The sequence below is a fragment of the Qipengyuania algicida genome (genome assembly GCF_009828025.1).
Taxonomy (GTDB): domain Bacteria; phylum Pseudomonadota; class Alphaproteobacteria; order Sphingomonadales; family Sphingomonadaceae; genus Qipengyuania; species Qipengyuania algicida.
In genome coordinates, this window is record NZ_WTYA01000005.1 from 1 (window position 1) to 13,126 (window position 13,126).

Genomic DNA, 13,126 nt, shown 5'->3' on the forward strand with positions numbered 1-13,126 from the left:
GTGCGCTTCGGCTGCGTGTTGGCCGATGCCGGCTATGGGCTGTCCGCTCCGTTCCGGCAGGCGCTGAGCGCACGCGGGCTTTGCTGGGCAGTGGGTATCCCCCGGCACCAGAAGGTCTATCCGGCAGCTGTGCAACTTATCTTCCCGGACGCAGGTCGCGGTCGACCACGGGTGCGTCATGTGCCGGACGTCAGATCCAGGCCCGCGCACGCGATGCTCGAAGCCGCGAAGTGGCAACAGGTCAGTTGGCGCAAGGGAACGAAAGGGCGCCTCACGGCTCGTTTTGCTGCCGTGCGCGTGCGCATTGCCGATGGCGCGCCCCAACGTATCGGCTCTGCCGGTGCCCAGCATATGCCGGGTGCGGAAGCTTGGCTGGTGGGTGAGCATCGCTCCAATGGCGAGCGCAAATACTACCTCTCGAACCTACCCGCTGACACCCCGGTCAAGGCTCTCGCCGGCGCGATCAAGGCGCGCTGGATCTGCGAACAAGCGCATCAGCAACTCAAGGAAGAACTGGGACTGGACCATTTCGAGGGGCGATCCTGGGTCGGGCTTCACCGCCATGCCTTGATGTCGATGATGGCCTACGCGTTCTTGCAATCCCGAAGGCTCGCTCAGGCGGGGCGGAAAAAACAGAGTCCTCGGCCCGCCTCCCCAACCCAGCCTGCCAGCAGTGCGCCAAGCCATCCTTGACCACCTATCCCGATCCCGATCACCACCGAGGCATTGCCCTCACTGCGGATGCAACCTCAAAAAACCTGCCAGCGCAATTCCCGGCGTGATGGAACATGGTCTGTTCCTGGCGGAGATAGATGCGCTCTATATCGCCGGAGTGGAGCGGGTTGAGCGCCGCACTGGTGCGCATGGAGCAACCGAACTGACGTAGAAGGCAACGGAACAAACACCCATCCGTATCGGTTCGCCTATTGACCCCGGCACCAATCCAGATGCCCCGGCACGTTTCATACCTCCCCTGGAGAGAGCCTTGGCTGGAAACCTTGCCCAATCGACCATCGATACTATCCGCACGCTGACGCTGGACGCTGTAGAGAAAGCCAATTCCGGGCACCCCGGTGCGCCCATGGGCCTTGCGCCAGCGGCCTGTACGCTGTGGACGCAATTCATGCGCTACGATCCCGACAGGCCGGACTGGCCCGGTCGCGATCGCTTCGTCCTGTCCTGTGGCCATGCGTCGATGCTGCTTTATTCCGTGCTGCATTTGGCTGGCGTTCGCGAAATCGGTCCAGATGGACAACTGACCGGAGAACCCGCAGTGTCGCTCGAGGACATCAAGCAGTTCCGTCAGCTCGACTCGAAGACCCCCGGGCACCCAGAATATCGCCACACCACGGGTGTCGAGACGACAACCGGTCCGCTGGGACAGGGCTGCGGCAACAGTGTCGGCATGGCCATTGCCGGACGCTGGCTTGACTCCCGGTTCTCCGATGCCGAAACGTCCCTGTTCGACTACGACGTCTATAATTTCTGCAGCGATGGGGACATGATGGAAGGCGTGGCGAGCGAGGCGGCGTCGCTGGCCGGGCACCTCAAGCTGGCAAATCTGTGCTGGGTCTATGACAACAATACAGTGACTATCGAGGGGCACACTCCGCTTGCCTTCAGCGAAGACGTGGCGGCGCGCTTCCGGGCCTATGGCTGGAATGTCCAGCACGTCACCGATGGCAATGACTGCACTGCAATCGCCGATTCGTTCGAACGTTTTCGCAAAACGCGGGATGCGCCGACACTGATCGTGCTCGATACAATTATCGGCTTCGGATCGCCGCTCGCAGGGACATCCGATGCGCATAGTGACGCAATGGGGGCAGATGCAGTGGCCGAAACCAAGCGCACCCTCGGCTGGCCCGAGGATGCTAAATTCCTCGTGCCCGATGGTGTTGCCGATCATTTCCGTGGGGCGATGAAAAAGCGGGCGGAGGCGTTGGTCGAGCAATGGGACCGATCCGCTGCCGCGCTGAGCAGAACTGACGCATCCCTCGCCGCCGAACTCGACAGCTTGGTTTCCGGCAAGCTGCCGGACGGCTGGCAGGACGATTTGCCCGTTTTCGAGGCGGATGCGAAAGGCATGGCTTCGCGAGCGGCGAGCGGCGATGTCCTGAACGCCATTGCACCGCAGGTACCTCTGCTGATTGGCGGATCTGCCGATCTTGCGCCGTCGACGAAGACATTGCTCAAGTCCGACGATGCTGGGACACTGGCGCCGGACAAACCGGGTGGCCGCAACATGCATTTCGGTGTGCGCGAACACGCGATGGGCGCAATCGCCAATGGCATGGCACTGTGCCACCTGCGCCCCTACACCGCGACCTTCCTGGTGTTCTCCGACTATATGCGCCCGCCGATGCGGCTGGCCGCGCTAATGGAGCTGCCGGTGATCTTTGTCTTCACGCATGACTCTATCGGCGTGGGCGAGGATGGTCCGACGCACCAGCCGATCGAACAGCTTGCGGGCCTTCGCGCTATCCCGAACATGAATGTAATCCGCCCCGCCGATGCCAATGAGACGCTCGAGGCGTGGTCGATTGCGATGAAGCTGACGCGCACGCCCACCAGCCTGATCTTTTCACGGCAGAATCTCCCGACGATCGATCGCAAGCGCTATTGCGCTGCCGATGGTGTCGAAAAAGGCGCATATATCCTTGCTGACTGCGAGGGCCTGCCGGAGCTGATCCTGATGGCGAGCGGAAGCGAAGTGTCCTTGTGCCTCGAGGCCCATGAAGCGCTGGCCAGTGATGGCGTGCGTTCCCGCGTGGTATCGATGCCGAGTTGGTTCCTGTTCGAGAAGCAGGACGACGCCTACCGCGAGAAGGTGCTTCCGCGTGCGGTGTCTGCGCGAATTGCGGTCGAACAGGCCGCGCCCATGGGTTGGGATCGCTATGTTGGACCGGACGGAGGGATCATCGCGATGCATGGTTTCGGTGCTTCGGCACCCGCCGGTGAGTTGCAGAAGAAATTCGGTTTCACAGTCGAGAACATTTGCCGCAAGGCGAAGGATCTTATGAAACAGACGGAGGACGCATGAGCCGCTTGCAACAGCTGAACGAGGCCGGACAGGGCGTCTGGCTGGATTTCGTCAATCGTGGTTTTCTCGAGGACGGCGGTCTGAAGAAGCTGGTCGATCAGGATGGACTTACCGGTGTTACCTCCAATCCCTCGATCTTCGAAAAGGCGATGGGGCATTCGGATCGCTATAACGACAGCATCAAGAGCGCTGTGGCAAGCGGCAGCAAGGCCGCAACCGACCTTTACGAAACTCTGGCGGTGGAGGACATCCGCAAAGCTGCCGATACGCTGCGACCGGTATACGACCGATTGGACGCGCGGGACGGTTACGTGAGCCTCGAAGTATCGCCCTATCTCGCCAACAAGACGGACGAGACGATCGCCGAGGCCCGCCGCCTGTGGGCGATGGTCGATCGGCCCAACCTCATGATCAAGGTGCCGGGGACCAAGGCTGGCGTACCGGCGATCCGCACGCTGATCGAGGATGGAATCAACGTCAACGTGACCTTGCTGTTCGCGGTCGAAGCGTATCAGGCTGTCGCAAGAGCTTTTATCGAAGGGCTGGAAGCGCGCGTTGCCAAAGACGAACCGATCGGCCGCATCGCCAGTGTCGCGAGCTTCTTCCTCAGTCGCATCGACACGCAGGTGGACGAGCAACTCGACTCCGTTGTCGAGGCTGGAGGCGACAATGCGGGTCGCGCAAAAATGCTCAAGGGCACGATTGCGATAGCCAGCGCCAAGCGCGCCTATGCGTGGTATTGCGAGATGATAGCTGGCGAACGCTGGCGGAAACTGGCGGACAAGGGCGCGATGCCGCAGCGATTGCTATGGGCTTCGACCAGCACCAAGAACCCCGATTACAGCGACGTACTCTATGTCGAAACTTTGATTGGTCCCGACACGGTCAACACATTGCCGCCTGACACGATGGACGCGTTTCGCGACCACGGGACGGTGGCACAGACACTGGCGACCGGGCAGGATGAGGTTGCGGCCGAATTGAAAGAGCTGGCCGGTCTCGGTATCGATCTCGAGGCGATCACCGATGATCTGGTGACCAATGGCGTTAAAAAATTCTCCGACGCATTTGATGCGCTGTTGGAGGCGGTCGACGAGAAACGAAAGCGTTTCGCCGATGGCAACCGGGTCAACGAACAATCGCAAGCAGGATAAGATCATGAAAATCGGTATGCTGGGGCTTGGCCGCATGGGCCGGAACATGGCCACTCGTCTGGCCCAAGGCGGGCACGAGTTGGTGGTCTATGATCAGGACCCGAAGATCGGCAAGCAGATGGAAGGCGATGGGTTGGCGACCGCCGCCCAGAGCATCGCCGATGTACGTGAAAAGCTGGGCGAGGACGCGATTTTCTGGGTGATGTTGCCTGCGGGCGAGATTACCGAGAGCGTGATCGCGAAGGTAGCGGAAACCGGTCGGAAGGGTGAGACGATCATCGATGGCGGCAACAGTTTCTACAAGGACGATATCCGTCGGGCGAAAACGCTGCGCGAGAAGGGCATTCACTACCTTGATGTCGGTACGTCCGGCGGCGTGTGGGGGCTTGAGCGGGGTTATTGCATGATGATCGGCGGCGAGGCCGATGTCGTGCGGCGGCTCGATCCGATCTTCAAGACGCTGGCGCCGGGGCTCGGTGATATCCCGCGCACCGAGGGCCGCCAATCCGACGATGATCGCGCTGAGCATGGCTATGTCCATACCGGCCCGGCAGGCTCCGGCCACTTCGTGAAGATGGTTCACAACGGCATCGAATACGGATTGATGCAGGCTTATGCCGAAGGTTTCGACATATTGAAGGGCAAGGCATCCGAGGAATTGCCCGAGGACCAACGCTTCACCATCGACGTTGGCGATGTCGCGGAAGTCTGGCGGCGGGGCAGTGTCATAAGCTCATGGCTGCTCGACCTTAGCGCCTCGGCGCTTGCTCGCGATGCCGATCTTTCCAAGTTCACCGGCGACGTGGCTGATAGCGGGGAAGGGCGCTGGACGATCGAAGCGGCCATCGAGGAAGCGGTGCCAGCAGAGGTGCTGTCCTCGGCACTCTATGCGCGGTTTCGTTCGCGTGTCGAACACACCTTCGGGGAGAAGCTGCTGTCGGCCATGCGCTATGGCTTTGGCGGACACGTCGAGATTCCGCAATAATGGCTGGCCACAAGACTGCGCCGCCCGCCACACTGGTGATTTTCGGGGCAGGCGGCGATCTGACCCGCAGGCTTTTGGTGCCGTCGCTGGTCCATATGATGGCGGCGGGCATGATCGACGATCAATTCTCGGTGCTCGGTGTCAGTCGCAGCGAAATGAGCGATGCCGAATTTCGCCAGAGCCTGGAGGATTTCGACGTCGGCGAAGTCGAAGACGGTTACGCGAAGGCTTGGCAAAAGCTGCGCGGCAAAGTCCAATATATGGCCGGCGACGTTACCGATGCCGGTTTCTATTCGCAGCTCAGGGAGAGGATGGATAAGGATGGAGCTGGAAACGCCGTCTTCTATCTGGCGATTTCACCGTCATTGTTCGAGCCGATAATCGACGGATTGGGCGAGGCAGGGCTGTTCGAGGTAAAGGGCGCATTTCGGCGGCTCGCGGTCGAAAAACCGTTCGGTCATGATGCGCGATCGGCCAAGGCGCTGAACGCGAGAATCCTGCGCTGGGTCGATGAAGAGGATATCTATCGCATCGACCATTTCCTTGGCAAGGAGACGGTCCAGAACATCATGGTTGCACGTTTCGCCAATGCGATGATCGAGGCGGTGTGGAACCGGCAATATATCGACAATGTGCAGATCACCGTCGCGGAAAGGTTGGATGTCGGAACGCGCGGCGAGTTTTTCGATGCTACGGGGACTTTGCGCGATATGGTCCCCAACCATCTGTTCCAGATCCTCGCGATGACTGCGATGGAGCCGCCCAATCGGTTCGACGCTGCGTCGGTTCGCGAGGCCAAATCACAACTTCTGGATGCCATCCGTATCCCCAACGCAAAAGACGTGAAGCGCGACACGGTGCGCGGAGCCTACACCGCCGGACATGTGGGTGGGAACAAGGTCGGCGCCTATGAAAATGCCGATGGCGTGGCGTCCGACAGCCGCACCGAAACCTATGCGGCACTAAAGCTGGAGATCGACAATTGGCGCTGGGCGGGTGTCCCGTTCTATCTGCGCACCGGCAAGGCGCTGTCGCACAAGGACAGCGAAGTCGTGCTGACTTTCAAGCCCGTGCCCTACGCCGATTTCCGTGATGCCAAGGTAAGCACGATGCCCGCCAACCGGCTGGTCCTGCAGTTGCAGCCTAAAGAGGGAATCTCGCTCGATTTCCTGGCCAAGAAGCCGGGCGCAGATATCAAGCCAACGCCGGTCGAGATGCAATTCAGCTACGCCGATTATTTCGAGCTTGGCGGCAGCACGGGCTATGAAACGCTGATTTACGACATACTGACAGGCGATCAGACGCTGTTTCAGAGGGCGGATGCGGTCGAGGCGGCATGGCGGATTGTCGATCCGATCAGCAAGGCGTGGAAATCTGGAAAGCCAGAGCCCTATCGCGCTGGAAGCGCGGGGCCGAAGGCTGCCGATGAATTGCTGGAACGCGATGCCCGGCAATGGCACGCGCTGGGGTGATGATCGCCTCCATCCCCAAGGTCTTGATTAGCGACGTCGACGGCACTCTCGTACGCGACGATAAATCCCTGTCCGCACGGACGGAACAGGCAATCAAACGGTTGCGCAATGCCGGAATTGCAGTTTCCTTGATCAGCGCGCGTCCGCCGAGCGGGATTTACTGGATCGCCGAGCGGCTCGGTATCGAAGGTCCTATGGGCGCGTTTAACGGCGGCACTCTGTTCATGGCGGACGGTGCTATCACCCACGCTGAGCGCCTCGATAAGGACGTAACCGATCAGATCCTTGCGATGCTCGAAGCCGCGTATGTCGAGCCTTGGGTATTCGCCGAAGAAAAGTGGATGGCGCGGCGTGGCGAGACTTTGCACGCTTCGCATGAGCGAAAATCCGCGAATGTCGAACCGACCTTGTGCGACGACTTTGCCGATCTTTCGATGCCAACGGACAAAATTGTCGGTGTTAGCGACGATCGAGCGCTCCTCGCGCGGTTGGAGCGCGAAGCTTGCGACCGGTTCGGTCGCGCCGCGACGATCAAGCGCTCCCAACCCTATTACCTCGATTTCACCGCGCCGCAGGCCAACAAGGGCGAGGGGGTCACAGAGATCGCCCGCGCATTTGGTGTTCATATAGAAGACGTGCTGGTGATCGGTGACGGTCACAATGACGTCGCGATGTTCGAACGTGCTGGTAACAGCGTTGCGATGGGCAACGCCGATCCCGAAGTCCGGGCGAAAGCGAAGCATACTACCGTCTCCAACGAGGAAGATGGCGTCGCCGTCGTTATCGAGAATTTGCTGGCGAAAATGGACGTATGAGAAAAGCTCTCCCGGTCGTGGTCGCAATGGGCGTCTCTGCCTCAGGCAAATCCACTATCGGCAAGGCGCTGGCGGAGCGGCTGGACTATCCGTTTGAGGAAGGCGATGACCTCCATCCGCAAGCCAATATTGCTAAGATGCGTTCGGGTCATCCGCTCGACGATGCTGACCGTGCGCCCTGGCTCGACCGGGTGGCGGACTGGATAGGGCGGCAATACCGGTCCGGCGAGGGAGGCGTGGTCAGCTGCTCTTCCCTCAAGCGCCGCTATCGCGATCGTCTGAGGCAAGCCGATCCGATACTCGCGTTCGTTTTCCCCGATCCGGATCGGGAGACGCTGCGCAAACGTCTGGAACGGCGCAAGCATCATTTCATGCCGCCATCACTACTAGACAGTCAGCTGGACGCACTGGAACGTCCCGCTCCAGACGAGCGCGCGCTGCGCCTGTCCGGCACAGCGCCGATCGATGAAGACGTTGATGAAATTTGCGAATGGCTCGCGCGGTAATCTTTGCCTAGTCGATCCAGTCGAATGTGCGTGTGACGGCGCGTTTCCACATGCGGTAAAGCTCGCTACGGCGGTCCTCTTCCATCTCCGGGCTCCAGCGCCTGTCCTCGGCCCAGTTGGCGACCAGCACATCTGTGCTGGCAAAAAACCCGACAGCGAGACCTGCCGCGTAAGCGGCGCCCAGTGCGGTCGTTTCCCGCACCACCGGGCGCACCACCGGCTTGCCGAGGATATCGGCCTGGAACTGCATCAGCAGCTCGTTCACCACCATTCCGCCATCGACCCGGAGGTCAGCCAGCGCGATGCCGGAGTCCGCTTCCATCGCTTCGACCACTTCGCGGACCTGAAAGGCTGTCGCTTCGAGTGCGGCGCGGGCAATATGGCCCTTGTTCACGAAGCGGGTCAGTCCGGCGATCACCCCGCGAGCATTGTCGCGCCAGTAAGGGGCGTAAAGGCCGGAAAAAGCGGGTACGAAATAAGTCCCGCCATTGTCCTCTACCGAGCGGGCAAGCGGCTCGATATCCTCACTCGACTGAAATAGACCGAGGTTGTCGCGCAACCATTGGACCAGCGCGCCAGTGATCGCGATCGAACCTTCGAGTGCATATACCGCAGGCGCATCGCCGATCTTGTAGCCGAGCGTGGTGAGAAGTCCGCTCTTGGATGAGACCGGTTCAGTGCCGGTGTTGAGCAGCATGAAGCTGCCTGTGCCATAGGTATTCTTGGCGTCACCCGGTTCGAAACATGCCTGCCCGAACAGCGCCGCCTGCTGATCGCCGAGATCGCCAGCAACTGGCACCCCGCGGATCGCATTCGGCGTTGCTTCGCCGTAAACCGCCGATGACGGCACGATTTCGGGCAGCATCGATGCGGGAATGTCGAAATCAGCCAGAATATCGCCATCCCACGCCAGCTTCTCCAGATCCATCAGCTGGGTGCGGCTGGCGTTAGTGACGTCGATTACATTATGTCCACCGTCGACGCCGCCCGTCAGGTGCCAGATTAGGAAGCTGTCGATGGTGCCGAACACCAGTTCGCCCGCTTCGGCAGCGGCGCGCGCGCCTTCGACATTTTGGAGGATCCAGCGCAACTTAAGTCCGCTGAAATAGGTCGTCAGCGGCAGCCCGGTTATCGCACGGTATCGATCCTGTCCGCCCTGTGCGGCAAATTCCGCCACCATTGGTGCAATGCGCGTGTCTTGCCACACGATGGCATTATAGACCGGCTCGCCGGTTTTGCGGTTCCACACCAGCGTGGTTTCGCGCTGGTTGGTAATGCCGACTGCGGCAAGGTCTGAGGGCTTGAGATCTTTCGCCGCCATCGCTTCGCCGATGACCGCGCGGACCTTCTGCCAAATCTCCTGCGGATCGTGTTCGACCCAGCCGGCTTTTGGGAAGATTTGTTCGTGCTCTTTCTGCGCGACGCTGACGACGCGGCCGCCCTTGTCGAAGATGATGAAGCGCGAGCTTGTCGTCCCCTGGTCGATTGCACCGATGTATCTGCCCATGATCCTCCCCGAAAAACGTAGCCTATTTGATCCGTCGCTTTTCAAGCTTTCGTGCGAGTGTGCGCCGGTGCATTCCCAGACGCCGCGCCGTTTCGGAAATGTTGAATCCGGTCGCCGCCAGCGTCTCGTGTATATGCTCCCATTCGAGCGTCTTGACCGATCGCGTTGGTTGCGCCGCCAGCGATACGTTTGCATCGGCTTCGGTCTTGCCGAAAGCGGCCTCGATTTCGTCGCTGTTGGCCGGCTTTGGCAGATAATTCGAGGCACCCAGCTTGATCGCCTCGACTGCGGTAGCGATGCTTGCATAGCCCGTTAACACGACGATGACCGTGTTTGAGGAGTGTCCGGTCAGGGATCTCACACAGCCCAGTCCGGATTCGGTGCCCAGCTTCAGGTCCACCAGTGCATAGTCGGGCGCTTCACCAGGCGCAAAGGCGGTAATCGCGGTATCGAGTTCGGCGGGCGAGGTCACATGGGTAACCGAGTAACCGCGTCGTTCGAAGGAGCGCTTGAGCGTTCGAGCGAGATCGGCATCGTCCTCGACGATCATCAACGATTTGCCACTCACGCTTGCGCCCTCCCATTCCAGGCTATCGCCTCGATCGGCAGCGCGAGCACCACCTCGGCACCGCCTGCGGGGCGATTGGCAGCGACCAATGATCCACCCATTTTTCGCATTACATTGATGACCAGGAACAGGCCGAGCCCGGCCCCCTGACGTTGCTTAGTGGACCGATAGGGTTTGCCGATGTTGCGAAGGATACCCTCATCGAAACCTGGACCATTGTCGGTCACGCTCAGCAGCAGTTCGCCATCGATCCGCCGCGCCGTGAGTTCGACTGGCTTGCCGGACGCTTCGAATGCATTGTCGAGCACGTTCCAGATAACCTGTTGCAATGCAATGTCGGATACGATCGCGATATCTTCACCGATATTGATGTCGCAGTGCAGAGATTGTTCGCCCGATCGTTGACGCCATTCCTGCGCAATCTCGTCCAGAAATGCCGTGAGCCGAGTCACTTCTGGTTTCTCACCACGCACCTCGCCTGCCGAAGTGAGGATACCCGTCACGATAGCCTTGCAGCGTTCGACTGCGATGCGCACGTCCTCGATCTCCTCGGCCAGATCGGGGAATGCCGCGAGTTCCGGCCGGTGGCTCCAATCGTTGGCGATAACCGACAGGGATGCGAGGGGAGTGCCGAGCTCATGCGCCGCGCCGGTGGCCAGCAGGCCCATGCGGACAATGTGATCCTCTTCGGCAGCCTGCTGGCGCAATTGCGCGAGGCTAGCGTCGCTGGCGCGGACGTTGTCGTTGATCCGGGTTACGAAGAAGACCAGTAGAACGGCTATCAGCAAGAAGCTGGTCAGAGCCCCGAAGATATAGAGGTCGAACAGCCCTACAGCGAACTTTGGGGGCAACACGAGCGGATAGTGCGTGAGCAGCAGTACGACGAAACAGGCTGCGCTGAGCGCGGTTACTACCCAGACCGACCAGCGATCGAGCAGCACTGCGCCGAGGACGACTTGAAGCAGGAATAGCCAGATGAACGGATTGGTTGCGCCTCCGCTGAGATAAAGCAATGCGGTAAGTGCGGCGTTATCAAGAATCAGCGCGAGGAAAATTTCGCGATTTCCCACCTTGGCGCCACGTCTCAGGCTGGCGATGCTGACCAGATTGAGCACGACAAGACCGGCGATGGTCGCAAGCATGGGCGCGAGCGGCAGCTCCACGCCCATACCGAAATAGACCACCATGATTGTGCCGAACTGACCGCCGACCGCCAGCCAGCGCAGGGCGATGAGCTGGCGCATATTCGCTTCGCCACCGGGCGCATCGGTAACAGCAGGCACAATGTCCTCAATGTTCGGTGTGAGTGTGGTGCTCGCCATCACCCGCTTGTCGGACGAAAGCGCTCCCTGATCAACCATCCCGCCGCGAACAGGCTCATCGCGGCGAGCACGAACCAGGTTATGGCATAGGAGAGATGATTGTTGGGAAACCGGATGACGGTCAGTCCACCGATGGGGCCGTCAGCCGCGACTTCGCCCGCCGACTGGTCGATGAAATAGGGTGCGAAACCGGTCAGGTGCCGTGCACGGGCGATGGCGGATACATCGCGTGAAAACCAGCGATTGGTGGCAGGCTGGTTCGACTGGAGGAAACCGCCACCCGGCTCGGTGATCCGCAGCAATCCGGTGATGCGTTGCTTTTGGGTAGGAGCAGGCTTTTCACCGGCCTTCCGGTCCTGCACGAAACCGCGATTGACCAGTACGGTAAAGCCGCGCTGATCGGCAAAGGGGGCCATAACCCAGAAACCGCTGCCCTTGTCGGTAACGGCTTTCACCAGCGTTGCCGGGACGTTCTCGAACTGTCCAGTCAGGCTGATACGGCGATATTCGCTGTTTTTGGCAGAGATCGAAGGCCAGGCCTGCGGGCCCGGTGCGGGCACAGGCGCAGCATGAACGCGCGCATCGACCCGCGCGATCAGCGCTTCTTTCCAGGCGAGGCGATGGACCTGCCAGACCCCCAGGCTGACAAACCCGGCCATGAAGACCAGCATGACGAGCGCAAGCGAAAGGCCGCGCCGTTGGCCGATCGCCTGCGCCATTGCGCTATCCGCCGACGGCTGTCGCCGCCTGCGTTGCAGGGGAGACAGGCATACTCATCGGCATCATATTGGCGTTCATATTGTAGAGCACCCACATCGACCCGGCGAGGGTGATGATCACGAACACCACTGTGAAAATCAGCGCCAGCATCGACCATCCATCCTCGACCGACATGTTCATGTGCAGGAAGTAGACCATGTGGACCACGATCTGCACCAGCGCCATCAACAGGATCAGCGGAACGGTGACGGATTTGTCGAGCACGCCAGTCATCACCAGCGCGAAGGGGATCGCGGTCAGGATCACCGACAGGACGAAGCCGATCATATAGCCCTTGAAAGAGCCGTGCGGCGGATGGTCGAGGTGGTCTTCGCCTGCGCCGTGATGGTTGGTAGCGGTGTCGCTCATTGCGCAACTCCCATGAGGTAGACGAAGGTGAATACGCCGATCCAGACGATGTCGAGGAAGTGCCAGAACATCGACAGGCACATCAGGCGGCGGCGGTTGGCGGGGATCAGGCCCTTTTGCGCCACCTGCACCATCAGCGTGACCAGCCAGATCGTACCCAGTGTGACGTGCAGGCCGTGGGTGCCGACAAGGGTGAAGAAGGCCGACAGGAACGCGCTCGACTGCGGGGTTGCGCCCTCGGCGATCAATCCGGCGAATTCGTGCATCTCGATGCTGAGGAAGGCGAGGCCGAACAGCCCCGTGATGCCGAGCCACATCAGCGTCGCATTCTTCTTGCCGCGCTCCATCACCAGCATCGAAAAGCCATAGGTGATCGAGGAGAACAGCAGCATCGCGGTGTTGAGCGCGACCAGTGGCAACTCGAACAATTCCTTGGGGCCGGGGCCGCCGGCATAGGAATGCTCGAGCACCGCAAACGTCGCAAACAGGCCTGCGAACAGCAGGCAGTCGCTCATCAGATAGATCCAGAAGCCCAGCATGGTGCTGTGGCCGTCGGGATGATGCGGTTCCTTGGGCAGGTGGAACAGCGGACGATCGCCGTCGAAATAGGCCTGTGTGTTCATCGT

At 60.4% G+C, this 13,126-nt stretch carries 13 protein-coding genes; 7 read left to right on the forward strand and 6 right to left on the reverse strand.

The window, feature by feature from the left end; translation table 11 throughout:
• From GRI58_RS07310 to GRI58_RS07340, 7 genes are all read left to right on the forward strand, one after another.
• The coding region (locus GRI58_RS07310) for an IS701 family transposase (protein WP_160752939.1) at nt 1-693 on the forward strand (693 nt) is incomplete at its 5' end.
• A gap of 292 nt (nt 694-985) precedes the next feature.
• Complete coding sequence (gene tkt / locus GRI58_RS07315) at nt 986-3,043, forward strand: transketolase (protein ID WP_237452170.1); 2,058 nt, start codon at nt 986-988, stop codon at nt 3,041-3,043.
• On the forward strand, nt 3,040-4,197 hold the full coding sequence (gene tal / locus GRI58_RS07320; protein ID WP_160752940.1) for a transaldolase: 1,158 nt from the start codon (nt 3,040-3,042) through the stop codon (nt 4,195-4,197). The genes tkt and tal overlap by 4 nt, the downstream gene beginning before the upstream one ends.
• Before the next feature lie 4 nt (nt 4,198-4,201).
• Nucleotides 4,202-5,182 carry a phosphogluconate dehydrogenase (NAD(+)-dependent, decarboxylating) gene (gene gnd / locus GRI58_RS07325; protein WP_160752941.1) on the forward strand — a complete coding sequence of 327 codons (981 nt, stop codon included), beginning with the start codon at nt 4,202-4,204 and terminating at the stop codon, nt 5,180-5,182.
• Nucleotides 5,182-6,654 (forward strand): glucose-6-phosphate dehydrogenase, encoded by a 1,473-nt coding sequence (gene zwf, locus GRI58_RS07330; protein WP_160752942.1) that lies wholly within the window; start codon nt 5,182-5,184, stop codon nt 6,652-6,654. The genes gnd and zwf overlap by 1 nt, the downstream gene beginning before the upstream one ends.
• A complete protein-coding gene (locus GRI58_RS07335; RefSeq protein ID WP_237452171.1) occupies nt 6,636-7,469 on the forward strand; it encodes a Cof-type HAD-IIB family hydrolase in 834 nt (277 codons plus the stop codon). Before zwf ends, GRI58_RS07335 begins: the two co-directional genes overlap by 19 nt.
• The gene (locus GRI58_RS07340) at nt 7,466-7,975 is read left to right on the forward strand and encodes a gluconokinase (RefSeq protein WP_202386867.1); all 510 of its coding nucleotides are present in this window, start codon (nt 7,466-7,468) and stop codon (nt 7,973-7,975) included. Before GRI58_RS07335 ends, GRI58_RS07340 begins: the two co-directional genes overlap by 4 nt.
• 7 nt (nt 7,976-7,982) lie before the next feature.
• On the opposite strand, the gene glpK is transcribed toward GRI58_RS07340, so the two are convergent.
• Genes glpK through cyoC form a run of 6 tightly spaced genes read right to left on the reverse strand, consistent with a single transcriptional unit; the run spans nt 7,983 to nt 13,123 of the window.
• On the reverse strand, nt 7,983-9,482 hold the full coding sequence (gene glpK / locus GRI58_RS07345; RefSeq protein WP_160752943.1) for a glycerol kinase GlpK: 1,500 nt from the start codon (nt 9,480-9,482) through the stop codon (nt 7,983-7,985).
• Between the two features lie 22 nt (nt 9,483-9,504).
• Nucleotides 9,505-10,050, reverse strand: coding sequence for a response regulator transcription factor (locus GRI58_RS07350; protein WP_337190913.1), 546 nt, complete (start codon nt 10,048-10,050; stop codon nt 9,505-9,507).
• Nucleotides 10,047-11,411 (reverse strand): ATP-binding protein, encoded by a 1,365-nt coding sequence (locus GRI58_RS07355; RefSeq protein WP_237452172.1) that lies wholly within the window; start codon nt 11,409-11,411, stop codon nt 10,047-10,049. The genes GRI58_RS07350 and GRI58_RS07355 overlap by 4 nt, the downstream gene beginning before the upstream one ends.
• The gene (locus GRI58_RS07360; protein WP_160752944.1) at nt 11,372-12,091 is read right to left on the reverse strand and encodes an SURF1 family protein; all 720 of its coding nucleotides are present in this window, start codon (nt 12,089-12,091) and stop codon (nt 11,372-11,374) included. Before GRI58_RS07360 ends, GRI58_RS07355 begins: the two co-directional genes overlap by 40 nt.
• Nucleotides 12,092-12,095: 4 nt before the next feature.
• Nucleotides 12,096-12,500, reverse strand: a complete 405-nt coding sequence (gene cyoD, locus GRI58_RS07365) for a cytochrome o ubiquinol oxidase subunit IV (RefSeq protein ID WP_160752945.1) — start codon at nt 12,498-12,500, stop codon at nt 12,096-12,098.
• Complete coding sequence (gene cyoC / locus GRI58_RS07370; protein WP_160753144.1) at nt 12,497-13,123, reverse strand: cytochrome o ubiquinol oxidase subunit III; 627 nt, start codon at nt 13,121-13,123, stop codon at nt 12,497-12,499. Before cyoC ends, cyoD begins: the two co-directional genes overlap by 4 nt.
• Nucleotides 13,124-13,126 lie beyond the last annotated feature (3 nt).

Coding starts and splice junctions, on each gene's coding strand:
- cyoD (WP_160752945.1), bottom strand. CDS start 12,500: ATGAGCGACACCGCTACCAACCATCACGGCGCAGGCGAAGACCACCTC.
- GRI58_RS07355 (WP_237452172.1), bottom strand. CDS start 11,411: ATGGTTGATCAGGGAGCGCTTTCGTCCGACAAGCGGGTGATGGCGAGC.
- GRI58_RS07335 (WP_237452171.1), top strand. CDS start 6,636: ATGGCACGCGCTGGGGTGATGATCGCCTCCATCCCCAAGGTCTTGATT.
- tal (WP_160752940.1), top strand. CDS start 3,040: ATGAGCCGCTTGCAACAGCTGAACGAGGCCGGACAGGGCGTCTGGCTG.
- GRI58_RS07360 (WP_160752944.1), bottom strand. CDS start 12,091: ATGGCGCAGGCGATCGGCCAACGGCGCGGCCTTTCGCTTGCGCTCGTC.
- gnd (WP_160752941.1), top strand. CDS start 4,202: ATGAAAATCGGTATGCTGGGGCTTGGCCGCATGGGCCGGAACATGGCC.
- zwf (WP_160752942.1), top strand. CDS start 5,182: ATGGCTGGCCACAAGACTGCGCCGCCCGCCACACTGGTGATTTTCGGG.
- glpK (WP_160752943.1), bottom strand. CDS start 9,482: ATGGGCAGATACATCGGTGCAATCGACCAGGGGACGACAAGCTCGCGC.
- cyoC (WP_160753144.1), bottom strand. CDS start 13,123: ATGAACACACAGGCCTATTTCGACGGCGATCGTCCGCTGTTCCACCTG.
- GRI58_RS07340 (WP_202386867.1), top strand. CDS start 7,466: ATGAGAAAAGCTCTCCCGGTCGTGGTCGCAATGGGCGTCTCTGCCTCA.